This window comes from Alistipes intestinihominis, from assembly GCF_040095975.1.
GTDB lineage: Bacteria > Bacteroidota > Bacteroidia > Bacteroidales > Rikenellaceae > Alistipes > Alistipes senegalensis.
In genome coordinates, this window is sequence record NZ_JBBMFL010000017.1 from 73639 (window position 1) to 97461 (window position 23823).

The following is a 23823-nucleotide window of genomic DNA, read 5'->3' on the forward strand; positions in this document are numbered from 1 at the left end:
AATAAAATATGGAATTCAAAACATTGAAGAATATAGAATCGTCCTTTCGCCACCTGCGGCTCTTCAGCATACTCTTTCTGGGAGCCTGCACGCTGATCTCGGTGGCAGCAGTGTGGACATCCTACCGTTTCGCGGAAGCCCAGCGGCAGAAGATCTACGTACTCGATCAGGGTAAGTCGCTGATATTGGCCCTGTCGCAGGATATGGCCCAGAACCGTCCCGTCGAAGCCCGCGAACACGTGCGGCGCTTCCACGAGCTCTTCTTCACCCTCTCTCCCGACCGCGAGGCCATCGAAGGCAATGTCCGCAGGGCGCTGTACCTTGCGGACGGAAGCGCCATCGCCTATTACCAGAGCCTCGCAGAGAAGGGATATTTCAACCGCATCATCGCCTCGAACGTATCGCAGAGTGTCGTCGTGGACAGCATCCGCTGCGATTTCGACTGCTATCCCTATGCTGTCGAGACCTTCGCACGGCAGAAGATCGTCCGTGAAAGCAATGTCACGGAACGGACGCTCGTCACGACATGCCGTCTGCGGAATGCCGTACGCTCGGACAACAACCCGCAGGGATTCCTGATCGAAGATCTGCGTATTCTCGAAAACAAAGACCTCGGAAGTTATGAGCGCTAAGGATTTGCAGACGCGGGCCGAAGCGTGGCTGAAGGCCCGCATGGAACGTCTTACGCCGCGCCAGCGGCTCGGGCTGGTTACTGTGCTGTTGCTCGTCTATGCGGCGGTCGCCCTGATGATTCTGTTCGGTGGAATGCGGAGTCGGGAGACGTCGATTCCCGCCGTCGAACACCTCCGGCAGCCACTACTGCCGGAAACGCGCCCGTTACCTCTAAATATAGATGAAGATGATACGCAGGAGCGATAACGGAGCGGTTGAAAAACTGTCGCAATTTCTCACGCCGCAGCTTCTCCGGCAACTTAAGTTCGCAGGCGTCGTGACGGTTATGACGCTGCTGTGCGGCATTTTCCTATGGCACCTGTTCGCCCCGAAACCGGCTCCGCAGCAGGCGGGAACGGGCGGATACAATGTTACGATTCCGGAAGCGACGGTAAAGCCGGCGGAAACGGACAAGCGTAAGGTCTACGAACAGGAGCAGTACGAGCAGCAGCGGCGCGAGAAACTACAATCGTTGGGTGATGTTCTGGACGACCGCTTGCCTGTGACCGGGGAAATGGCGGACGCTACGGCTCCGGCAGCACCGACGGCGATCGACGAATCGGATGCTGCTTACCGGAGGATATCGGGCGAAATGGCGGCTTTCTACACCCCGGCCCCTTCTTGCAACAATACCGAGGTCGAGGCCCTGAAAGAGCAGATCGCGGCCCTGCAATCCCAGCTCGACGCCGAGCGGCAGCAGCCCGATCCGCTGGAACTGGCCGAGGAGCAGTACAGGCTCGCACGGAAGTATCTCGGAGGCGGAACGGCCGTAGACGAAGAGACCGGGCCGACGAAGCAGCGAAGGGATTCGCGCCTGTCCGTCATGCGGCCCGTTCGGGAAGGTGAGGTCGAAGCCTCGACGCTCGACACGCGGGCGGATTTCACCGTTGAGCGCAACCTCGGATTTCTCACGGCGGCAGGTGGTGTCGCGCATGCCGATATTCCAAGCGTCAGGGCTTGTGTCGCTCAGACGCAAATCATACGTGCCGGGAGCACGGTGCAGCTGCGGCTATTGGAAGCCGTGCGCATCGACGATACGGTGATCCCACGCAACACTCCGTTATACGGTCTTGCGACGATCTCCGGAATGCGGCTGCAGGTCGTGGTGTCGTCCGTCGAATACGGCGGGCGGATCTTCGCCGTCGAAGCCGCGGCTTACGACATGGACGGCCAGCCGGGGCTGAACGTCCCGAACTCCCGCGAACGGACAGCCCTCAAAGAGGCGCTGGCATCCGTCGGACAGACCGCCGGAACAAGTGTAAATGTCACCCGTTCGGCCGGGCAGCAGGTGTTGTCCGAGCTGGCGCGCGGAGGATTACAGGCTTCGTCGCAGTATGTCGCCGGGAAGCTCCGCGAGGTGAAGATAACCCTCAAAGCCAACCATCAGCTATTATTGATTTCAAAAGAATAGAACGTTTATGAAAAGAGACCTTATTTATCTGATTCTGATCGTCGCGGCAATCGCGGCGGTTAAAGTCACGGCACAGACGGCACCGGAAACGCCGGTGGAGATCAGCCCCCTGCGGATCGAAGCGGGATTTACGAAAACCGTGCATATCCTGTTCCCGTCGCCTGTTACATATATCGACATCGGCTCGATGGACATCATCGCTGGCAAAGCCGACGGGGCAGAGAACGTCGTGCGGGTGAAAGCCGCCGTGCGGAATTTCATAGCCGAAACAAACCTGACGGTCATCACCGAGGACGGCGGATTTTTCACTTTCGATGTCCACTATGCCGAGAATCCGGCTGTCTCGACCGTCAATCTTACAGTGCAGGAACCACAGACGAAAGGTGTAAAGGAACCGACTGCTGCGGGCGATCCGCTGTCGCCGGCCCCAGTAACCAAAAGCCGGGTGCTGCTGCGCGAGGTAGGCCGTGAGAAGCCCGCGACCGTAAAGCGCATGTTGAGCGACATATACCGGCAGAACCGTACGGATGTGAAAGGCATTCGCACGAAAAAGTACGGCATCGAAGTCGAAGTACAGGGGATTTATGTTTCCAATGATGTCGTTTACATACATACTTGCATGTATAACGACACGAATATCTCCTTCGAGGTGGATTCACGGCGGTTCATCGTGGCGGATCGCAAACTCACCAAGCGCACGGCACAACAACAGACGCCGCTCGAAATCCTGCGCGTATGCAACGACCCGGCAGTCGTGAGGGGACACCAGCGTCAGCGGACGGTATTCGCACTGCCCAAACTGACGATCTCCGATGACAAAGTGCTTTTGCTGGAAATCATCGAGAAGAACGGAGCCCGGCATCAGACGGTGGAAATACCAGCCAAAGAGTTGTTAGAAGCAAAACTGCTGTAACGGGAAAAATAAGATTCGATGCTCGTACACTTTCTAACGGCTCTTTGCCTGACAATGGGAATATTGTCGGTACTGGTCGCCATCGGACTATGTTGGTTGATCCTCTTTCCGGAGTATCCGAAACACAAGTATTGATTCGGACGAATCCAACGATAAGCACCCGTTTTTTGGACGGGCGCTTATCATTATTTTACAGCCTCTTCAAAATTTGGCGCCGGCTTAAAGGCCGGAATATCATGCGCAGGAATTTTGAGCGTCGTATTCTTTGAAATGTTACGCGCTGTCTTCTCCTTGCGGTGCTTGATGAGGAAGGTGCCGAATCCGCGGAGGAAGACGTTCTCCTTACGAATCTGGGCGGCGCGCACCTCTTCCATGAAACCCTCCACGACAGCTGATACAGTCGTAGCCTCGACACCCGTTTCACGGGCAATCTGATTCACGATTTCGACTTTTGTCATATTGTTTGTTCAACTTTATATATCTGTGACAAAGGTAGAAATTTTATCGTATAAAATAAGAAAAGCCGCAAAGCGAAGTGTTTTGCGGCTTACAACTCTCCGGTGTGGCGGGCAGGTCATTCCACGACTTGTCCGCCATAGTGCAATGTGCATATCTCACGGTGTATCTGCCGACATAGCAGCTCGATAACCCGTTCGGAAAGATCGTGCCGCACCGTGTGCATGAAGCGGCGGTTCTCAATGCGGCTGAACAGACTCGTGCCGTCTTCAGCGACGGCGCAGCAGATTTGCTCCTCGCGGAAGCGGTCGTAATCGGTGAAATATTCCACATCGGGAGCGATACGTATATAAGATTTTATAGGTTCGTCAGATGATGTTTTGACACAATTCGGGGTGGCGGTATGGCGGGAGCCGCGGGCGTCCGCCCGTTCGCGTCTGCGGCAATCATGCCGCAGACGGAAACCGGGACTTATTTATGGTGTCGCAAGGTCGTTGAATCGCAGTTCGATAGTTGTCAGCAACAATCCCGGCGGACAAGAATAAGTGCCCCTTATGTCCGATTCTTCGGAGAAGATATGCACGGTATAGCGGCGTGCCGCTCGCTCCCGGGAAATCCGGATACCCCAAGTATGGCCGTTTCGGTGTGCGAAAAAAATGTGATTTCCCGCACCTGCCTGGATCAGATCGAAAACGGCGATTCCATGACAGCGAAGAGCGTCGATAAATTCTTTCAACATGATTCATTCGGTTTTATGGGGACGGCCTGCGGGCCGTCCCCGATCAGACTTTAGGCGGCTTTCTTTGTCGTTTTCTTGGTGCTCTTACCCGTTTTGCCCTCTTTCTTGGCGGCTTTGGTCTTGGCTTTCTCCTGCGCTTCGGCCACGGCGATACGCTCGTCGAGACGGTCGTTGCGCTTCGTGTATTCCTCGTCGAACTGCGCTTTCACAACCTCGTATTTCTCTTTGTGGTGCAGGGCTGCGAATTCCATCAGCAGTTGCTTCCCCGTTTTGTCGAAACCGATGTCGGATGTAAGACTTTTTACAAGAAAATCACGGGTGATGAGGTCGCGTTGTTCGTCGGTCAGCGCGTTGACGACAGCGATTTTCTGTTCAGATGTCAAATAATACGCCTCGGGGAATCCCACGGCGGCGAGGTGTTCGCGCCGCAGGCTTCCGAGCATGATGTAATAGAGAATGTTGTCTTCCAGCTGGGTAAACGGCGTCGGGGCGATCTCCTCGTCGCGGACGATCTGCCGGACGGCTTCGACGGTTTTTTCGTGTGCGAGTTCCGTGTTGCGGATTTTCTTCTCCTCAAGGCGGGCGATCAGTTTCCCGGTCGATTCCCTGTCTTTGGCGGCTTGGTTCACATAGACCAGCCGGGCGTCGTCGCGCGAAGTCTTGACGAAGATACGGATCGCCCCGGCGTCGTGCTTGGCCAGCAGGTCGGCGGTCTTTTCCTCGGCAGCCTTTTTCTGCTGTTCATAGATCTGCATTGCCGCGGTATAATCGGCATCGGCGGCATAATCCGCCGGACATGGTTCCGCGGGTATAGCGGGCATTTCCTGCACCTGCCCGTATTCGAACGCCTTGCATTCGACCCCGTTTTCGGTCATATGCTCTACGGCCTTATCATGGTCGTCGCATCCGTAACGGTCTTTGCAAAGGATGAATTTCGGGTTTTGCGCGAGCAGTTCTCCGCTTTTTCGCTCGATGAATTCGCGGTTTTTGGCTTCGAGGCATTCCCGGTTTGTACACCGTCCGCTTCCCGTGGCAAACATATCGTAGGTATTTGCGTTGTACTTGCATGCGGCGCACGCCGTTCGGTCGAAGCGATACCGGGCCAGATCGTTCGTATAATGGGCGTCCACCATCCGCTTGAACTCCTTTACGGAGTATTTCCGCCACCCTTCCTCGTCTTTGAGGCGGTCTTTGCAGATCGTCTTTTGCAGGTCTTTCCCGTATCGTGCCAACTCCATAGCGAGACCCAGCGTAATGGAGTTCCCGCGCAGGAGTTTTTTTGCATCGGGGATCAGTTCGTTGAGTTTCATCCGGTAGTAGATATACTGCTCGCTCTTACCGAAGCGTGCGGCCACGGCGGCGGCATCCCCGCCGAGGGTCTGCATGGCGGCTTTGTAGGCTTCGGCCTCGTCGAGCGGCGGCATCTCCTCGCGCTGGATGTTCTCTGAGAGCGCAAGGTCGAAGATCGCCCGTTCGTCCGCGGGGGCGGCATCGACGATGGCCTCGATTTCGGTCTGGCTGAGCAGTTGCACGGCACGGTAGCGGCGTTCGCCGCAGACGATGATATAACAGCCTTGTTCTGCGGCTCGCACCCGGATGGGCTGAATAAGGCCGTGTGTGGCAATGGACGCGGCCAGTTCCGCGAGGGCATTTTCGTCGTAACTCCGCCGCGGATTGTTGGGGTTGGGGCGGATTTTGTCAATGGAGAGCAAAACGGTCGATTTCGTGCTCTGAGCGGCGATTGCGGTCGTGGTGTTGTTTTCGTTCGTTTTCATGGCATGATGGTTTTAAGATTATTTTGAAAGGTATTTAATCAGTTGCTTGTGGCGGTCGTACGGTATTTTGAACAGCAGGTAGGTAATACCTATGCCGTTGCGCGATGCGTTGTGAAGGAGTTGCCGCAGATCGGGGTCTTCCCCAGCCGTGACGCCGAATACCTCCGGCATGTACTTTTCCGGCAACCGGGTGCGCATCATGTAGTCGAAATCCGCCGTGCGCTGTATGATTTCTTCGTATGATTTCATAATAAGGTCGTTAAGAATGAGAGGATCGAATCGCCGGACATGGCATGCGCGTTGTCCCAATTCCGCCATTGCTGTCCGTCCTTGTTTTGTAACGAGAGGTTGAAAAGAGGGTCTTTCCCTTTCGACCACTTGCCGGAATAAATCCGGATGCTGAAAGTGCGTACATGGCCGCTGAAATCGAAAAAGGCGGTGTATTTTTCTTTGCTGTTGATCTCCAGCAGGAGCGCGGCGATAGCAGTTATCTGTTCGTTCATGGTTTCGGGTGTTGTGGGGCGGGCATCCGCCCGCCCCGGGTTGAATGTTATTTGAGATAGGCGGCCAATGCGCTGCGCACCTCTTGTTCTCGGCGTTTGGAGAAAATCCACCCGGCGCACCGGGTGCCGTTGTGCGTAAGGTAGGCGCGAAACAGCCCGTTCAGATCGCGGAGCGTGTCGCGCAGGGGTTTCGTATCGCCGAATACGGCGATCGACTTCGCGGAGTATTCCACGATCTCGACACGTGCGTCGGCCACGGTTTCGGGGGCGGCGTTCTGCACGGGTGCAGGGTTCTCGATACATACGTTCTCGGGATTTCCGGCCACGACGGCGAAACGCTTGATAATGCCCTCTTTGTCGCGGCACGATTCCTTGCTGACCTGCCAGCCCGAATAACGGTGCGTGCCGAGGTAATAGCCGTGCCCCATGCTGTACTTTTCACGGTGTTCGTACTCGGCATTACGCTCGGCCAGGTGTGCCGTGCCCTCGAACCGGGCCGCGGCCTTGCGCATTTCGGGGAACAGATCGCGCGTGTGGGTCGAGAATCCGAGAAGCACCATGCGCACGATACGCGAACCGAAATAGTCCGTATAAGGGTCGCATTCGCTTTCGTGCTGTTCGCCGATGATGACGGCCACGGCATCGTCGGGAACGATCTGCCGCAGACGCTCCGCGCCGATGGTGCGTAATCGTTCCGAGTCTTCCGCCGCCGCACGTCGGGCGGCTTCCTGCTCGGCTTTGAGGGCGTCGGCACGAGTGCGGAGCGCCGCGACCTCGGCGGCATCCATAAATTCTGGGTGCTCGTCGTCATAATAGTGCCCGATACCGAATTTGTCCCGTAAGGGGCGGATCAGATCCGCGGAGTGCTCCTCGGCGGTTTCGGGGTCGATCAATCGGTAATTGTAACCGGATTGTGTGTGTTCGATTCCGGCCACGACCATGCGCTGACGCATGTTGTAAGGGCCGTCGAAAATGACGATCTGATTCTCCCGCACGCTCTGTACGTCGGTGTCGTAATTCTTTCCTGCGAATAACAATGTGACTTTTCCCATAGTTGTAAGGTGTTGAATGTTAGTAAAACAGCCGCAGAAGAAACCGCACGAGGACAACCACGGGGGAAAGGACGAGACACACGATGTCCCGACACCGCAACAAGAGCCACAACGAGAGGCAGAAACCCCAAAAACCGCCCGCACCGAGATAACCGCCCGCGAGAAATTTGAACGCCGCAAACGCGCCGAAAAGCACAGCCGCGAAACCCGCCGAAGACCTCCAAAACCCGCAGATGCCGGTGGGAGCGGTGCCGCTCCGTTTCAAAATTTCCCGTATGTCTTTGTGCTGTTTCATAACTACGACCTTTTTTTTATGCCGTATGGGCCGCGTTTGCCTTGCTTCCGTTTCTGTGGGCTATATTTCAGAGGGGCGAAATACAAACAAGATTTCAGGACAAAAAAATCAGCCGCAACTTATACATTGCGGCTGATTTTTTTGTCTGAACCCGAAGGGCCCCGATCTTGGTTGTTTTCCGACCTCCTGCCATAGCTTCGCCCACGGAAACGGAAGCAAGGCAAACACGGTGCATAACGTGCTAAACGGGGAGTAGGTAGTCTCGGAAACAGCACAAAGACATACGTGGAATTTTCAAATCATTTATAAATAATTGATAGCTATTTTATCAAGCCTCAAATTGAATCGGGATTTGTGAATGTCGAAATATTTTCTCTAACTTTGTATTATAAAGAAAAAGGCCGCGTGGGTTCAAATCAAACTGACATACGATTTTTGGGCGACGACTTCAACCGTTATTACCAAAGGTGTGTCTTGTTTGCGAAATCTTATACTTATGATTCTGCCCAGGCTGAATGTATGGCCGCTGAAGCCATGGCCGTTCTGTGGGAAAAGATGGCTGCCGGTGAACAGGTCGAGTTCGTGCTTCCGTTTTTGTTTTCGGTCATCCGCAACAAAGCGCTTCACTATTTGAGGCGCGAGAGCCTGAAATATCAGATACACGGAAGCATCGGATCGGATGCTTCCCGGGAAATACAGTTCCGAATCAATACGCTCGAAGCATGCGACCCGCATGCGCTTTATGCCGAGGATGTGCAAACCATTCTGCACAAATCGCTGGATGCGCTGGGAAGGCAGACCCGCCGCGTTTTCATGCTCAGCCGGTTCGATGGAATGTCTAACCGGCAGATAGCTCAGGAACTCGGCATCAGCGAAAAGAGCGTGGAGTACCATGTTACCAAGGCGCTGAAACAACTTCGCACCGACCTGAAGGACTACCTGCCGCTCATCTATCTTTTTCTGGGGATTTAACCACCCTTCAATACATTCGTTTTTTGCGGGTTAACGTGTCTGCGGTGCATTTGCCGCAGTTGTCGCCCGGCTTTTTATTTCGGCAATCGGCCGAAAAATATTATTTTTCGTTTAGGGTTTCCCGATTCTCGGGGAACTAATATATACATGCGCATATTTCATTTTTATGAAAAAGAATTTTAATCTGATCGGAAAATATCTGCGGGGAGATGCCTCCTTGGAGGAACGTATCCAAGTGATGAAATGGGCTGAAGGGAATGATACGCAGCGCGATGAATTCAATGCATTGCGGCGGATCTACGATGCCACACTACTCATGGATGATGACATTGCAATGTCGAAGCGCCGGACAGGACTCCGCCGTTACTGGAAGTGGCTTGCAGCAGCGGCAGTCGTTGCTTTCGTTGCAGGCATCTCTTATCTCCCCGAAAATTTCAGGGATGATCCGACGCCGCACTTGCAGTTCCGATCGCTCTCCGCGCCGATCGGTCAGCAGACCAAAACGGTGCTTTCCGACGGTACGGTCGTATGGCTCAATTCCGGATCGGAATTGGAAATCTGCGAGCGGGCCGAGGGCGAACGCCGGGTGAAACTCTGTGGCGAGGCCTATCTGGATGTCGCGCGCGACATCGACCGTCCCTTTATCGTGGAGACATCGCACATGGAGGTCCGGGTTTTGGGTACCCGATTCAACGTCAATGCCTACGATGAAAAACAGTCTGTCGTGCTGGTGTCGGGTTCGGTGGATGTCACCGCTCTCGAACAGGGAGAGAGCAGCCGCATTCGACCCGAGGAGATGTTCACCTACGACGCCCGCACCGGGGAACGGCAGATACGCTTGGTGGATACCAATAATTTTGTTTCCTGGACCGAAGGCTTCCTCCAATTCAAAAGCGCGCCTCTGGAACAGGTGTTTATGCAGTTGCAGCATTTTTACGGAGTTCGGATCAATTGCGATTCGCACCTGACGGAAGAGATTATGATCAGCGGCAAACTGGAACTCAGAACCGGACTCGAAAGCGCTTTGAACCATCTTAAACTGTTGGCTCCCATTTCCTATATGCGCTCCGGCGAACGGGAAATCGACATCACGATTCGACAATGATACATGCGCATGATATTTACCGACTTAAACTACTGCCTATGACGATACGAAAACCATCCTGAACTATTCGCGGGAACCGTTCCGTTCTTTGCGAATTCCGATAGTGTTATATCTGAAAATCAAACCTGTATGAATCAAAATCTACGAACCCATGTTCTGAAAAAGGGATGTTTGCTTTGTCTGTCCTTCTGTTTGTGGGCAGGCAGCGCTCTTCTGGCTCAGAATACGAGTATCTCCCTGCGTGTGAAAGACAAACCGCTGAAAGAGGTGCTCAACCAAATCGAAACGGACGAAGGTTATATTTTTCTGTACAAGGACAAGACGATGGATCTTGAACGGAAAATAAGCCTCGATGTTCGTAACGCCTCGCTGGAAACAATACTTCGCCGAATCCTGGATGAGAAGACCGAATTCGGGATTTCCGAACGGCAGGTCGTCCTGTATACGCGGAAAGAGGCTGCGAAGACGTCTCCGGCCGATACGCCTTCCCGTAAGATTACCGTTCGGGGAACGGTCAGGGATGCCGGCGGCAATGTATTGATCGGTGTCTCCGTCGTCGAGAAGGGAACGACGAACGGAACTGCCACCGATGCCAACGGTCTCTACTCCATCGACGTAAAAAGCGCCGAAGCTATTCTGACCTTCTCTTATCTGTCTTATAAGACAGTTGAGTCTGCCGTTTCGACCCGTACGCAGCTCGATGTTACACTGGAAGAGGATGCCGCGCGGCTCGACGATGTGGTTATCATCGGCTACGGCGCGCAGACCAAGGCGTCGATTACCGGAGCTTTAGCGACCGTCGATACCAAGGAACTGGTCAAGGCACCCGTTGCAAGCATTACCAATGTATTGGCCGGTTCGGTTCCCGGCGTGGCGACCGTACAGACCTCCGGACAGCCGGGTAACGACGCTGCAACGATCTATATCCGCGGTGTTGGTTCGTTGAACAGCAATTATGCGGCTCCTCTGGTGTTGGTCGACGGCGTGGAACGCGAATTTTCGCAGATCGACCCGAATGAAATAGAGAATTTCTCGATTCTGAAAGACGCTGCCTCGACAGCGGTTTTCGGTGTTCGTGGTGCCAACGGCGTTATTCTCATCACGACCAAACGCGGACAGGAAGGTCGCCCCTCAATCTCCGTCAGTTCGATTACAGGTGTACAGCAGCCGCTTTCCTATGTCCAGCAGACTGGCAGCTATGAGTATGCCCGCTTCTGGAATATCAAACAACAGAACGACGGCGTGACTGACAAAACACAGTATTTCAGCCGGGAGGCCATCGAGGCTTATCGTACTGGTTCCGATCCGATTATGTATCCGAACGTCCGGTGGAAGGATAAGATGTTCAACAGTGTTTTTCTGCAAACGAAAAATAATATCAACATTTCGGGTGGCGGTCAGAACGTGCGTTATTTCGTTTCGCTCGGTTATCTCTATCAGAACGGCGTGTTGAAACAGACGAAATACCTCGATTACGACAATAATTACAGCTACAACCGCTATAATTATCGGGCGAACGTGGATTTCGATCTGACGCGGACGACTGCCTTGAAAATCGGCATCGGCGGCAATGTGGGCAAGAGTCAGAATCCGCTGACGGTCGCCGATGGCAACGAATGGGTCTATGCAACGATTTGGGCCGTGCCGATGTCCAGTCCGGGCTTTGTCAACGGTAAAAGAACGTTGATCCCGGACGGGTTCATTCCGTCTACAATCGAACTGCGCGACGGATACAGCACTTTTTTCGGCTACGGGTATGAGCAGATCTACCGTACTACGCTTAATTGTGATGCGGAGATCGTACAAAATTTTGATTTTCTGACAAAAGGCCTGTCGGTTTCGATCAAAGGCGCTTACGACAATCGTTTTAATCTAACGAAAAGCCGTACTGCCAATGGATGGCGGCAGGAATATCAGAGGGCTTATTATAAATCGTATCTTGAAGATCCGACCAAACCACAGACTGATCCGGATTACGATAAGACCATCGTTTACATTCCGGCCTCGGAGGCTGCACCCGATTATAGCAAAGATCAACCGCTGAATTATTCGGAAAACGATTATGGGCGTGATCGGAACTGGTATATCGAAGCCAAAATCAATTATTCGCGTTCGTTCGGTGTGAGCGGCGACCACAAGGTGTCGGCCATGTTTCTCTACAATCAGTCGCGTGACTACTATCCTGTGGCGGGCGGCGGTACGTTTCAGTATATCCCGCGCAGTTATGTGGGGTATGTCGGCCGGGTGACCTACGGCTATCGGAACAAATACCTCGTCGATGTGAATATCGGGTACAACGGATCGGAGAATTTCGCGCCCGGGAAAACACGTTACGGAGCTTTTCCGTCGGCATCAGTAGGCTGGGTTTTGAGCGAAGAGGGATTTATGCGTCATCAAAATGCGATCAGCTATCTCAAATTCCGTGCATCCTGGGGACGTGTAGGTAACGATCTGAGTGGGGCGCGTTTTATGTATATGCCGAGCGTTTGGTCACAAAACGGCTCTTACAGCTTTGGAATTAACAACCCGAACAGTTTGGAAGCTTACGGGGAAGGTACGTTGGGCAATACCGATGTAACATGGGAAACGGCCGACAAGCAGAACTACGGTATCGACGCAAACTTCTTCTCGGATCGGCTTTCCCTGAATTTCGATTATTTCTTTGAACACCGTACGGGCATTCTCCTGTCGCCTAACTCAACCCCTGGCATTATTGCGGCGGGTCTGCCCGCGCTGAATATCGGCGAAGTGGACAATCACGGTTACGAAATCGCCTTGGGGTGGAAGGAAACGACACGGCGCGGATTCAACTATTACGTCAATGCCAACGTGTCGTTCGCCCGGAACAAGATTCTGTACATGGACGAGGTGAAGAGCCAGTTCGCTTATCAGCATCAGACCGGCGGTCCGACCGGACGCTATACGGGACTTTACAAATTCGAAAGGCTGTATCAGAATAGCGACTTTACGGTTGATTCCAAAGGAAACATGGTTCTCGATTCTTCCTTGCCACAGCCTTATGTCGCTGTTGCACCCGGCGATGCCATGTATGCCGATCTGAATGGCGACGGGATTGTGGACAGTGACGATACGATGGTGACCGGCTACTCGACCCGACCCGAATACGTTTTCGGTCTGAATGCCGGATTCAATTGGAAAGGGCTTAACTTCTCAATGCAGTGGACGGGAGCGACGCATGTCAACAAGATGATGGAGATCGAGTACCGTATTCCCTATACGAATGCGGGTGGCCGCGGGTTACTCCAATATTTTTATGATGATTGCTGGACACCCGAGCATCAGACCGGAACGTTACCGCGTGCTGCTGAAAAATCGGAGGTTTGGAATTCTTCCGCTTCTACGCTTTGGCTACGCAATGCCCGCTATCTGCGTCTGAAAACATTGTCGGTCGGTTATACGTTCTCGAACAGCAAACGCCTCGCTTCGGTAGGAATCAAAAAACTGGGCATTTCGTTGACTGGATACAACCTGTTGACATTCACTCCACTTGATTTCATCGATCCGGAATCCCTGACTAACAATAATGGAGCTTATCCGCTGGTCAAAGTGTATAGTGTCGGTCTGAATGTCACCTTTTAAATCTTTCTGATTATGAAACAAATCCACATATGGGCAGCGGTAGTCTGCCTGTTGTTAGCGTCGTGTTCGGATATCCGTTTCGGAGATGATTTTCTCGGCGACCATCCCGAAAGTTCGGGAGCTACACTCGACGAAATGTTCAGTTCGGCGGTCAATGCAGACCGAGTCCTAACCAAAGCGTATACTTATTTGCCTTATGGTTTGCCGACAGGAGATCGTCCTTATGACAAATTAGGGGTGAATATTCTTGAAGCTATTACGGATCTTCATTACAGTTTTCGCAACAATATGAGTGATGGTCCGGTCAACCTTTATTATAACGGTGCGTTGAGTTCCAATATCGGCACGAGCGATCTTCAAGGACGCGAAGCCTATCGCTTCGGTTCGGAACCGGAATACAACGCGATCCGTTATGCATGGATCTATATCGAGAATGCGGACCGGATTCCGGATATTACCTCCTCGGCCCGCAGGGAACGCGTGGCCGAGGCGAAGATGATCATTGCGCTTGCTTATGCCGAAATGTTGCGTTATATGGGCGGCGTGCCATTGTTAAAACATTCGGTTGCGGCCAATGAAGAGATGCATTATCCGCGCAATACTTTCGCGGAAACGGTTGATTATATCGTGCAGCTGCTCGATGAGGCGGCTCCAGCTTTGGAGTGGAAAGCATCTGATACGGATGCAGGCCGTATGACGAAGGCTGGGGCTATGGCTCTCAAGTTAAGGGTATTGTTGTTCGCCGCGTCCCCGACTTTCAATTCGGCGACGCCGTACCATGCCAAAGCCGATGCATATTCTTGTTACGGGAATTACGATCGGGAACGTTGGGGCAAGGCAGTTGAAGCGGGCAAGGCTTTTCTCGACGAGTTGGATAAAAACAGGCAATATGAATTGGTCCGACCCGTAACGGAGAAGCCTGAAGATCGTCGACAAGCATACCGATCCGGATATTTCGAACGCAGCAGTCCGGAAATTCTTATTTCGACCCGTCGGGGATATGACAATTCGATTCATGCGGATTTTTATAAAGAGCGCGTACGCTCCGGCCCGACGCTCAATTACGTCAATATGTTCCCTTGGGCCGACGGTGCGGAGTTCCCGGAAGATTTCGACTGGGAGCGTCCTTCGAAACAACCGTTTTTCGCATTGGACGGCACGCCTACGAGAGACCCGCGCCTTTATGAAACCTGCGTCGTGCCGGGTGACACCTATTACGACGGGACATTGGCTCCTTTGTATACCAACCATTTGAATTATGTCAGCCCCAGCAGCGGATTCTTTCAGATGAAATTCATTTTGAGAGATTTCAATGACCGCAACGGTCAACCGGCACATTGGCCTTATTTGCGTCTGTCGGAAGTATTGCTGAGCTATGCCGAAGCGATCAACGAGTATGTCGGCATGCCCAATACGATGGCCTATGATTGTGTCAATGAAGTTCGAGAACGTGTCGGATTGTCTGCGCTCCATGAGAAAATGGGGAAGGACGAGTTCCGGGAGGCCGTGCTGCGCGAACGGGCGCTCGAATTCGGGTTCGAGGAGGTTCGCTGGTTCGATCTCATCCGCTGGGGCCGCGAAGCGGATTTCCGTAAACAGCTCTATGGGCTGACATCGACCGGAAACAATTCTCAAAACCCTACGGCTTTCTCTTTCAAACCCTTTGTGTTGGATGACCGGACATGGAGAAACACCTGGGATACCAAATGGTATCTGGCACCTGTCCCTCTTACGGAGATAAACAAGGGATATGGCATGACCCAGAATCCGGGCTGGTAGCATGTGGGGTCTCTAAATAATTACAGAATATGAAAAATACCATTATAATATTGCTGTTTGCGGGGTGTCTGTTATCTGCCTCCGCCCGGCAGAACGAAGGTTTTCCGGTCGCAGGTGCTCCCGATACCATAAGTCTCGGCTACGGGATCGGTGTCGACCGGGATCGGAGCGCCTGGACACAGGCGGGAGTGGGCCGCGAAGTGCTGGACAATGCGCCGCAGATTGATGCGGCCAAAGCCCTTTACGGACGAATCGCCGGACTGAATGTTTATCAGGGAGTCGGCACGACGGCCGATAACATCGCTTCGCTGTCGATTCACGGACAGGCTCCGCTGGTACTTGTCGATGGTTTCCCGCGGGATCTTAAGAATCTTACGGTACAGGAGATCGAATCGGTCGTCGTGCTGAAGGACGCCGCAGCGGTTGCACTCTACGGTGTGCGCGGTGCGAACGGGGTCGTGATGGTCTCCACGCGGCGGGGAACGCCCGGCAAGCTGAAAGTGGGTGTCGGCTATCAGTACGGCGTCAGCACGCAATTTCGCGCACCGGAATTTGCCGATGCCTTTACCTATGCCCGTTCGCTCAACGAGGCGCTTACGAATGACGGCCTTTCGCTTCGTTACAATGCCCACGAACTGAATGCGTTCCGCAGCGGAAAATATCCGTCGTATTATCCGAATGTTGATTGGTGGAATGAAGTCTACAACACCACAGCGTCGAATCATCGCCTCAATCTTACATTCGATGGAGGGTCGCGCAAGTTTCGTTATTATACGGCCGTGGATTATATGCACGACCGGGGCTTTTTTCGCAGCAATGAAAACGAATCCCGGTACAAAACCGATCCGACGGATGTTCGCTTGAACATTCGGGCCAACATCGATGTGGACATAACCCGTTCGACGCGGATGCGGCTGAACGTGATGGGCAAGATCGCTGAGACAAACCGTGCCAATTACGGAGATATTTACAACATCCTTTATAACACGCCTTCGGCTGCTTTTCCCATACGATACGATGACGACGGCCTTTACGGCGGTACGAGTATTTACGGGGCCAATAATCCGGTAGCTTTGTTGATGGACAGCGGCAATTACCGGCAGACCATCGGAATGCTTTTGGGGGATTTGTCGTTACGACAGAATCTTGATGCGCTGACTCCCGGCCTCTCGGCAGAGGTGTCGGTGGCTTTCGACAATGTCGGCTCCATGTTCGATCAGGCGACGAAGACTTATCGTTATAAGGATGCGCAGGCCTCCGTTTCTACGGACGGAACGCTGATCACCCATCCGGCCGTTTACGGCAAGGATTCGGAAGTTGTCGGCCACAGTCAGAGTTTCTACTCGTTATACATGCGGTCCGATTTGCAGGCTAAAATCGGTTATGACCGTTGTTGGAGCCGACATCATGTGCAGGCGGCCTTGATTTACGACCAGCAGGCCTACACGGCCAACGGTCGGAATAACTCGGTTCGTCGGCAATCGGCTCTCGCCACAGTCGGCTACACGTTCGACAATCGCTATACGGTGAATATCGTCGGCAATTATTCGGGTTCGGCCTATCTGCCCGAGGGCGATGCATTCCACTTTTATCCAGCGGTAAACGCCGCCTGGGTCCTTTCCGAAGAACCCTTCCTGCGAAACGCGAAGCAGCTCGATCTGCTCAAATTATCCGCTTCTTACGGCATTTCGGGGTGGGACGGGAATCTGTCGCACGAACTGTGGCGTCAGTCGTTCGGGAATACGAATGCGCACGGTTACTATTTTTCCAACAACGTCGCAGCCTATTCCGGTTTGGCAGAAGGGAATCTCGCGGCCGAAGGGCTCGTACCCGAGGAGTCCCGCCGGGCAACCGTGGGGCTCGATCTGCGTGCGTTCAACAATCGTTTCACGGCTTCCATCGAGGGATTTTTCGAGCGGCGCAGCCATATCCTGATCTCTTCCGGGGCCACCGTGTCGAGTATCATCGGCATCGGCGTGGGGCTGCAACCGGCCGGCGAGCATGAGTACCGGGGATTCGACGCCTCGATTGCCTGGAACGACCGCCGCAAGGATTTCTCCTACGGAGTTTACGCCAACGCCTCCTATCTGGACAGCGAGGTGATCGTCGACGGTCAGGAGTATCAGCCCTATGATTATCTCTACCACCGGGGCAACCGGGTGGGACAAAGTTACGGACTGGAGGTCGTCGGCATTTTCCAGAGCCAGATGGAGATCAACGAAAGTCCCGTACAGACCTTCTCGACGGTGCGTCCCGGCGATTTCAAATACCGTGACCAGAATGGCGACAACCGGATCGACGATCTGGATATGGTTCGGATGCACGGATCGAGTGTTCCCCGTTTCTATTTCGGCTTTGGGTTCCATGTCGGTTACAAAGGGATCGAACTGTCTGCCGATTTTCAGGGCATGACGGGGCGCACGGTCAATCTGCTCAACTGCCCGCTCTACAAACCGCTGATCGGCAACGGCAACATTTCGCAAACGCTGCTCGATCACGAGATCCCGTGGTCAGCCGAACGTGCTTCGGAGGCGACCATGCCGCGACTGACAACCCTGTCGAATGCGAACAACTATCGGAACAATTCGTATTGGTATCGGGACGGTTCCTTCATCAAACTGCGTAACCTGACCGTTGCCTATACGCTGCCCAAACGGATTCTTCGCTTCGCGGATATGAAGATTTATCTGCAAGGTACGAACCTCTTCAGTCTGGACAATCTGAAAACCGTTGATCCCGAACAGTTGGGGGCTGCGTATCCTTCGGTGCGGTCGTACTGGGCAGGCGTGAAGTTCAATTTTTAACCGGTATACAGGATGAAAACATATCGAATCATAACGACCTTGTTGAGTGCTGCCGTTTTCGTTTCGTGCAATTACCTCGACTTCGACGAAACGAACGGACTCAATACGCACGACAATATCTATAAGTATTTCGACAATACCAAGCAAATGCTCACCAACGTCTATTCGTACATCCCCCAGGATTTCGGGGCGGTCGAAGAGGCGATGCGCGACTGCGCCTCGGACGATGCCGAATTCGGCAATACCGGAGGCGGAGTGCAGGATTTCAACAATGGCAACTGGTCGGCGCTCAAAACGCACGATACCGCTTGGTCGCTCTATAACGGCATCCGTGCGGCGAACGAATTCATCGCTTCGATCGCCGATGTGGACTTTTCCCGTTTCGAGTACGGACCGAGTTATCCGAACTGGGAACGGCAGCTCCGCTATTTCCCCTATGAGGCTCGGATGCTGCGGGCGTTCTATTTCTTCGAACTGGCCCGGCGTTATGGCGACATCGCCATGCCGACCCGGATGCTGACCATCGAGGAGGCCAATACGATCGGCAAGACGTCGTTCGACGAAGTGATCGGGTTCATTGTCGCCGAATGCGATGCATGTGCCGCCGACGGCAACCTGCCCAATACGTATGTCGGCGAGCCGGGTAACGAGACGGGACGTATCACCCGGGGCTTCGCACTCGCACTCAAATCCAAGGCACTGCTCTATGCGGCGAGCGAGCTGCACAATCCTTCGATGGATGTCGAGCGTTGGAAACGTTCGGCGAAGGCAGCGCTGGATCTGATCGAGACGGGTCTCTATTCTCTCGATCCGGCGGATAAAAGCAATAACATCACTTCGCCGGAGGTCGTCCTGCTGCGTATGAACAGCGATGACAACACGTTCGAACTTCGCAACTTCCCGATCCGCTTTACCGAAGGCCGCCGAACGACTGCCGCCACGGGGACTTTCCCGACGCAGGAATTGGTCGATGCCTTCCAGACGAAGAACGGTTATCCGGTGACTTTGGGCGCGAACGGCTGGCAGTGCGACGACCCGCAGTTCAATGCTCAAACTCCGTATGCAAATCGGGATCTTCGTTTCGCCCGGACCATTCTCGCAAACGGCAGTCAGTTTAAGGGCTCGATGATCGAAACTTATGTCGGCGGCAGTGATTATGCGTCGATTGCCGAGGGCGGTTCGCCCACGGGGTATTTTCTGCGCAAATATATTCAGGAATCCACGAATCTCAATCCCAACACGCCGGTTTCCAACAAGCACCATTGGATCGTTTACCGTTATGCCGAGACGCTGCTGACCTATGCCGAGTCGATGATCGAGGCATTCGGTGACCCGGACTACACGGATGAAACCTATCTGTATTCGGCCCGGTGGGCGATCAATCAGGTGCGTGCCAATGTCGGAATGCCCGATATTACCGTCACTGGCAAGACCGACTTCATTGCCGCGCTCCGCAACGAGTGGCGTGTGGAGTTCGCTTTCGAGGATCACCGGTTCTGGGACGTTCGCCGCTGGAAAATCGGCGACGCGACCCAGCGCCGCATCCACGGCGTGGAGATTACCCGCACGGGGAGCGAGTATACGTTCCGTCGGAAAGTCTGCGAACAACGGACATGGGCCGACCGGATGTATCTCTATCCGATCCCCCAGTCGGAACTCTACAAAAATCCGAATCTCGCTCCGCAAAATACGGGCTGGTAACGGACCCCAAGCAAAACAGTACGAAAAAATCAAACAACCTATTACGATTATGAAAATTCGAAAATTCATGCAGTCATTCCGGTTAATGACCGTTATCGCAGCTGCGGCGGGGTTCGTCGCCTGCCAGGAAAATACGGTGGATACGCAGGGCGAAATCCTGCCGAAACTCGCTACGGACGCCCAAAATACGTATGTCGCTGATCCGACATTGCCCGAGAACATTACTTTCAATGTCAGTTCCAATACTCCATGGCGAATTACGGTTGATTGCGGCGAGGGTTTCGCCGAGCGTCCGTGGTGTTCGGTTTCGCCTTCGTTGAGTGCCGTAAGTTCGCTGGTCGAGGAGGTTACGATCAAAATGAAAGACAACCCGACTTATGAGAGCCGAACGGCCGCTATTACGATCGAGGCAGACGGAATTGCCGAGCCGACGGTTATTACGGTCAGACAGACCGGTCAGGGCAATCTGACGCTTTCGGAGCTGCAACCCCGGGAGGAAATTTCAAAAGATGGCGGTTCCGCATCCTTTACCGTGGTTTCCAACCGCGACTGGACAGCCGAGTCGGACCAGAAATGGCTGACGCTGGACAAGTCATCCGGTACTGCGTCAGACGATCCCATAACGGTAACTGTAACGGCTTCTGTCAGCGACGGTTTGCGTCGCACAGCGGTGGTGACCGTGAGGACCGATCTCGAAACCGAAACTATCGAAGTCGTACAAGAGGGATGGAGAATGGAGTTCCGCCCGTTGGAAAACCCCGAAACGGAGCTGTTTTTCGGATATGCGGGTGACACGAAAACCTACTATGTAGACGCCAATGTCGAGTGGATCGTATCTTCGGAGAATACATATGCCGAGGTTGAGAAAATTGACGGGGAGTCGTTCTCAGTGAAACTTCCTTTTGCCCGGGCTTTTGCGGATGAGAAGATCGCGGTTGTGCTGAAGGCGGCGGCTGAAAATTCGCCGCTTGAGACACAGACCATGACCGTTACGCAGGAGACGGCCGTTACCCCTGAAAGCGGGCAATTGGACGGCAATACGCTGACCGCAACCGCTGGCAATGCGCGTGTCAAGAGCAAAGGCGAGTACAAGTACGGTGAGTTTATCTGGAAATTCTCCGAAGTAAATCTCGAGTCGGGTTATTTCTCGATCAACAATTGGGCCGGTAGTGTGTATCTGATGCTGCGTTTCGGCAACAACGATCATCAGTTGACGGCAGGAGGTGAGGTTACGGTTAACGGACAAAAGGTTCATTTTGGTTTTGACAACGGTTGGGGCGGACTTTGGAATGACGCCAAGCAGTTTACCGAAGGCTCGTATCCCGCGGATGTCGCGGAGCTCCGGTCGCTCCGTTTGCGGATCGAACCGACCGAAAGAAGCGGCACCCAGCAGAACAAGACTCTTTCGAGAAAGGTCTGGATCAATGACGTGCTGGTACTCGACAACAGTGCCAATGTCGGCGATGTATGGCAAGAAGGCAGCACGCAAGCCGGATTCAATTATCTTTTCGGCATCGAGTCCGGCACCGGTACGATGACGATCGAATCGTTCGAGTATAAGCCTCTCTAAAATGTATCTGGCATGAAACTCCTATTTCGAAAATCTTACGGTCGGAGCGTCAACGCGGCGCTTCCGGCCTTGCTGACAATGCTGTTCGCAATGGCATGTCAGGACGACGAATCACAGAAATGGGTCGATTTGCGCTATAAGGCGGAGGATACTTACATCCTTGAAGCGACCGCACCCAGTCCGATCCGATTGCAGGTGAAATCGACCGATCCGTGGAGAGTCTATGGACTGCACGACGATTGGTGTACGATTACTCCCGCCGAAGGAACATCCGGTGAAATTTTCGATGTCGAAGTCCGCTATTCGGACAATTCGGCCCTCGACGACCGGATCGATACGCTGATTATCCGAAGCGATTATTGGATCGGTAAATGGATTCAGGTTCGACAGAAAGGAATCGCTTATCTCGATCTGGAAGATGCCGATAACATCGAATTGCTTCAGACCGGCAGTTCGGGTAGTTTTAAGATCCGTACGAATCAAGATTGGAGTGTGCGTCTTGGCGAGAATGCCTCGTGGCTGAATGTTTCGTCGGATTTGGCTGGTTCAGGCGATGGTGAGATCGCCTTCTCTGCCGGTGAAAATAAGGGCGAACGGCGGTACGCTGATCTTGTGATTTGCGACCGCCACGGCGAAACGGTACATGTAGTAACCGTAGCACAAGTCGGCGTACAACTTGATCCGGCGGAAACATTAATTAAAACCGATTATACGGCGAAAACATATAGTCTTGATGTTGTTTCCAATGCTTCATGGACTGTTTCACGTGAAGACGAACAGCAGGTGTGGTTCTCGTTTGAGAAAACCTCGTTCGAAGGCTCGGATAAACTGGTTATTACGATCGGTGAAAATCCGAACACCTCGATCCGCAATGCGACGATTATCCTCCGGACAATCAAAGCGGAGGGCGTAACGCAGGTCGAAAAGCGCATTGTTCTCCGCCAGGCGAACGATCCCGTTCCGGAACATTACGAGTTCAACAGCGGGGAACAGACCAAATGGTCGGTGAATCAGGGAACTGCTTCATTTGCCGACGGCGACGTTACCTTCTCGCCGGGTCGATTGCTGCGCTATGGGTTCCGTACGGGAAATTACAAGATTCGTATCAAGGAATGGGATGCGACGGCAGTGTCGACGCTTTATTTCTGCAACGGCGATTTTGAAATCCGCTGGCATCTGAATGCCGGAAAGAAAACAACGGATATATCGGTGCGTAATGCCAATAGTACAGCCGTGCACACAAATATTGCATTCGACCCTTCCGTGCCTCATGAAATCGGATTGCGGATGTCGGAAACCGTTGACGGATACACGCGTTACGAATGGCTGCTCGACGGAGCGGCGTTCAATTCCTATGCCGCCGACGGGTCGGACGGAGGATCGAGCAAGATTAAGTTCGGCAGTGAATATTCCGTATTCCTCGGATGCTCGTCCGGAACGGTGACCTATGATTGGTGGGAGTATGCGATTCCCTATGAGTATTTCGATTGGGATGATTGATGAACCTAAGAATTAGAATGAATATGAAAATAAATGCTTTATTGCTCGGTGCATTGTCTGTTCTGACGGCAGCTTGCTCTTCGGACGGTTCCGGAGAGCCGGCAGATGATGCACTGCTGAAATCGTTTGTTCTGACGGTCGGTGAGTTGAATTATCATGCCGACATCGATCCGGATGACCATACGGCTCGTATCGGGGAGATTCAGTACGGCGGACAGATAAGCGGAGTGGATTACCGGCTGGCCGAAGGGGCCACTATCGCACCCGATCCCAAGTCGCTTGTGGGCGAATGGCCCGAAAGCCAGGAGTTTGCTGTCTCCAAAGACGGGTGTACCGAGAATTACACCGTATATCTTTCGGCTTATGTCGCCAAATGGCCCGAGGCCGAGAACGAAATTATTTTCTACGATGATTTCGACCAGGCGGACGGATTGGATTACGATAGTTGGTCGCATGTTCCGTATGGTACGGCAGCCTGGCAGATTTATATGTCGGGCAGTCCGGATCAGGCTTATGTCAAGGATGGCAAGCTGATTCTTACCATCGAGAAGAAAGAGGGCCAGGTCGTTTCGGGCGGTATCAAGACTCAGGGCAAGAAATGGTTTAACAACTGTCGGATCGAGGTTTGCGCTCGTTTTGTCGAAGATGCAGGCAGCATAGGTCAGGCAATCTGGCTGATGCCGGAGCCTGCGTACCAGATCTACCCTGGATGGCCTCATGGCGGAGAGATCGATATTATGGAACACAGCTATCTGAATGATTACGTTCAGCAGACGCTCCATTCCTATTATATTGATATTCATCAGGAAACGCCATCCGGGAAAGCTGCTTATGCGGGTTACAACAAGGGAACGTTCAATGTCTATTCGGCGGATTTAACCGATGATGAGATCGTGTTTTACACGAATGACAAGGAGACGATGCGTTATGCGAATCAGCATTTTCCGAACGAGTCGGAGTTGATGCAGTGGCCTTT

The 23823-nt window shown here is 53.3% G+C and carries 21 protein-coding genes; 13 read left to right on the forward strand and 8 right to left on the reverse strand.

Translation table 11 applies throughout. The annotated features are described in order from the left end of the window. The first annotated feature begins 8 nt into the window (after positions 1–8). The 4 genes from traK to traN are packed head-to-tail and all read left to right on the forward strand — an operon-like array spanning position 9 to position 2996. Positions 9–632, forward strand: coding sequence for a conjugative transposon protein TraK (gene traK, locus WMO46_RS13070; RefSeq protein WP_019150805.1), 624 nt, complete (start codon positions 9–11; stop codon positions 630–632). After that, positions 622–879, forward strand: coding sequence for a hypothetical protein (locus WMO46_RS13075; RefSeq protein ID WP_019150804.1), 258 nt, complete (start codon positions 622–624; stop codon positions 877–879). The genes traK and WMO46_RS13075 overlap by 11 nt, the downstream gene beginning before the upstream one ends. Then, entirely contained in the window at positions 854–2083 is a 1230-nt protein-coding gene (traM, locus tag WMO46_RS13080; protein WP_019150803.1) for a conjugative transposon protein TraM, read from the forward strand. Before WMO46_RS13075 ends, traM begins: the two co-directional genes overlap by 26 nt. A gap of 7 nt (positions 2084–2090) precedes the next feature. Continuing rightward, a complete protein-coding gene (gene traN, locus WMO46_RS13085; protein WP_019150802.1) occupies positions 2091–2996 on the forward strand; it encodes a conjugative transposon protein TraN in 906 nt (301 codons plus the stop codon). Positions 2997–3181: 185 nt separating this feature from the next. On the opposite strand, the gene WMO46_RS13090 is transcribed toward traN, so the two are convergent. From WMO46_RS13090 to WMO46_RS13125, 8 genes are all read right to left on the reverse strand, one after another. Continuing rightward, the gene (locus WMO46_RS13090) at positions 3182–3454 is read right to left on the reverse strand and encodes an HU family DNA-binding protein (protein WP_019150801.1); all 273 of its coding nucleotides are present in this window, start codon (positions 3452–3454) and stop codon (positions 3182–3184) included. Positions 3455–3570: 116 nt separating this feature from the next. Beyond that, positions 3571–3783 (reverse strand): hypothetical protein, encoded by a 213-nt coding sequence (locus WMO46_RS13095; protein WP_349094486.1) that lies wholly within the window; start codon positions 3781–3783, stop codon positions 3571–3573. A 144-nt stretch (positions 3784–3927) separates the two neighbouring features. Continuing rightward, positions 3928–4191 (reverse strand): hypothetical protein, encoded by a 264-nt coding sequence (locus WMO46_RS13100; RefSeq protein ID WP_349094487.1) that lies wholly within the window; start codon positions 4189–4191, stop codon positions 3928–3930. Positions 4192–4241: 50 nt separating this feature from the next. Beyond that, positions 4242–5966 carry a ParB/RepB/Spo0J family partition protein gene (locus tag WMO46_RS13105; RefSeq protein WP_349094488.1) on the reverse strand — a complete coding sequence of 575 codons (1725 nt, stop codon included), beginning with the start codon at positions 5964–5966 and terminating at the stop codon, positions 4242–4244. Between the two features lie 18 nt (positions 5967–5984). Beyond that, positions 5985–6215, reverse strand: a complete 231-nt coding sequence (locus WMO46_RS13110) for a hypothetical protein (RefSeq protein ID WP_117506988.1) — start codon at positions 6213–6215, stop codon at positions 5985–5987. Then, entirely contained in the window at positions 6212–6469 is a 258-nt protein-coding gene (locus tag WMO46_RS13115) for a hypothetical protein (RefSeq protein WP_349094489.1), read from the reverse strand. The genes WMO46_RS13110 and WMO46_RS13115 overlap by 4 nt, the downstream gene beginning before the upstream one ends. 47 nt (positions 6470–6516) lie before the next feature. Beyond that, positions 6517–7521, reverse strand: coding sequence for a fusion protein (locus WMO46_RS13120; RefSeq protein WP_349094490.1), 1005 nt, complete (start codon positions 7519–7521; stop codon positions 6517–6519). 19 nt (positions 7522–7540) lie between these two features. Beyond that, positions 7541–7816 carry a hypothetical protein gene (locus tag WMO46_RS13125; protein ID WP_019150795.1) on the reverse strand — a complete coding sequence of 92 codons (276 nt, stop codon included), beginning with the start codon at positions 7814–7816 and terminating at the stop codon, positions 7541–7543. Positions 7817–8170: 354 nt separating this feature from the next. Here WMO46_RS13125 and WMO46_RS13130 point away from each other — a divergent pair, with 354 nt between their 5' ends. The 9 genes from WMO46_RS13130 to WMO46_RS13170 all read left to right on the forward strand — a co-directional run. Beyond that, complete coding sequence (locus WMO46_RS13130) at positions 8171–8788, forward strand: RNA polymerase sigma-70 factor (RefSeq protein ID WP_232044755.1); 618 nt, start codon at positions 8171–8173, stop codon at positions 8786–8788. 166 nt (positions 8789–8954) lie between these two features. Beyond that, complete coding sequence (locus WMO46_RS13135; RefSeq protein WP_141418237.1) at positions 8955–9893, forward strand: FecR family protein; 939 nt, start codon at positions 8955–8957, stop codon at positions 9891–9893. A gap of 129 nt (positions 9894–10022) precedes the next feature. Beyond that, a complete protein-coding gene (locus tag WMO46_RS13140; protein WP_232044754.1) occupies positions 10023–13493 on the forward strand; it encodes a TonB-dependent receptor in 3471 nt (1156 codons plus the stop codon). A gap of 12 nt (positions 13494–13505) precedes the next feature. Further along, positions 13506–15272 (forward strand): RagB/SusD family nutrient uptake outer membrane protein, encoded by a 1767-nt coding sequence (locus tag WMO46_RS13145; protein WP_349094491.1) that lies wholly within the window; start codon positions 13506–13508, stop codon positions 15270–15272. Positions 15273–15301: 29 nt separating this feature from the next. After that, on the forward strand, positions 15302–18076 hold the full coding sequence (locus WMO46_RS13150; RefSeq protein WP_349094492.1) for a SusC/RagA family TonB-linked outer membrane protein: 2775 nt from the start codon (positions 15302–15304) through the stop codon (positions 18074–18076). A gap of 12 nt (positions 18077–18088) precedes the next feature. Continuing rightward, positions 18089–19777: a RagB/SusD family nutrient uptake outer membrane protein gene (locus tag WMO46_RS13155; protein ID WP_349094493.1), complete on the forward strand. Its 1689-nt coding sequence runs from the start codon at positions 18089–18091 to the stop codon at positions 19775–19777. A 49-nt stretch (positions 19778–19826) separates the two neighbouring features. Next, positions 19827–21347, forward strand: a complete 1521-nt coding sequence (locus WMO46_RS13160; RefSeq protein ID WP_349094495.1) for a BACON domain-containing protein — start codon at positions 19827–19829, stop codon at positions 21345–21347. A 12-nt stretch (positions 21348–21359) separates the two neighbouring features. Beyond that, complete coding sequence (locus WMO46_RS13165; RefSeq protein WP_349094496.1) at positions 21360–22847, forward strand: BACON domain-containing protein; 1488 nt, start codon at positions 21360–21362, stop codon at positions 22845–22847. Positions 22848–22864: 17 nt separating this feature from the next. Next, positions 22865–23823, forward strand: a 959-nt coding sequence (locus WMO46_RS13170; RefSeq protein WP_349094497.1) for a DUF4971 domain-containing protein, incomplete at its 3' end; no start/stop codon positions are given.

What these genes read in the sequence shown, in the direction of transcription:
- traK (WP_019150805.1), top strand. Translation starts at nt 9, where the DNA reads ATGGAATTCAAAACATTGAAGAATATAGAATCGTCCTTTCGCCACCTG.
- WMO46_RS13075 (WP_019150804.1), top strand. Translation starts at nt 622, where the DNA reads ATGAGCGCTAAGGATTTGCAGACGCGGGCCGAAGCGTGGCTGAAGGCC.
- traM (WP_019150803.1), top strand. Translation starts at nt 854, where the DNA reads ATGAAGATGATACGCAGGAGCGATAACGGAGCGGTTGAAAAACTGTCG.
- traN (WP_019150802.1), top strand. Translation starts at nt 2,091, where the DNA reads ATGAAAAGAGACCTTATTTATCTGATTCTGATCGTCGCGGCAATCGCG.
- WMO46_RS13090 (WP_019150801.1), bottom strand. Translation starts at nt 3,454, where the DNA reads ATGACAAAAGTCGAAATCGTGAATCAGATTGCCCGTGAAACGGGTGTC.
- WMO46_RS13100 (WP_349094487.1), bottom strand. Translation starts at nt 4,191, where the DNA reads ATGTTGAAAGAATTTATCGACGCTCTTCGCTGTCATGGAATCGCCGTT.
- WMO46_RS13105 (WP_349094488.1), bottom strand. Translation starts at nt 5,966, where the DNA reads ATGAAAACGAACGAAAACAACACCACGACCGCAATCGCCGCTCAGAGC.
- WMO46_RS13110 (WP_117506988.1), bottom strand. Translation starts at nt 6,215, where the DNA reads ATGAAATCATACGAAGAAATCATACAGCGCACGGCGGATTTCGACTAC.
- WMO46_RS13115 (WP_349094489.1), bottom strand. Translation starts at nt 6,469, where the DNA reads ATGAACGAACAGATAACTGCTATCGCCGCGCTCCTGCTGGAGATCAAC.
- WMO46_RS13120 (WP_349094490.1), bottom strand. Translation starts at nt 7,521, where the DNA reads ATGGGAAAAGTCACATTGTTATTCGCAGGAAAGAATTACGACACCGAC.
- WMO46_RS13125 (WP_019150795.1), bottom strand. Translation starts at nt 7,816, where the DNA reads ATGAAACAGCACAAAGACATACGGGAAATTTTGAAACGGAGCGGCACC.
- WMO46_RS13135 (WP_141418237.1), top strand. Translation starts at nt 8,955, where the DNA reads ATGAAAAAGAATTTTAATCTGATCGGAAAATATCTGCGGGGAGATGCC.
- WMO46_RS13140 (WP_232044754.1), top strand. Translation starts at nt 10,023, where the DNA reads ATGAATCAAAATCTACGAACCCATGTTCTGAAAAAGGGATGTTTGCTT.
- WMO46_RS13145 (WP_349094491.1), top strand. Translation starts at nt 13,506, where the DNA reads ATGAAACAAATCCACATATGGGCAGCGGTAGTCTGCCTGTTGTTAGCG.
- WMO46_RS13150 (WP_349094492.1), top strand. Translation starts at nt 15,302, where the DNA reads ATGAAAAATACCATTATAATATTGCTGTTTGCGGGGTGTCTGTTATCT.
- WMO46_RS13155 (WP_349094493.1), top strand. Translation starts at nt 18,089, where the DNA reads ATGAAAACATATCGAATCATAACGACCTTGTTGAGTGCTGCCGTTTTC.
- WMO46_RS13160 (WP_349094495.1), top strand. Translation starts at nt 19,827, where the DNA reads ATGAAAATTCGAAAATTCATGCAGTCATTCCGGTTAATGACCGTTATC.
- WMO46_RS13165 (WP_349094496.1), top strand. Translation starts at nt 21,360, where the DNA reads ATGAAACTCCTATTTCGAAAATCTTACGGTCGGAGCGTCAACGCGGCG.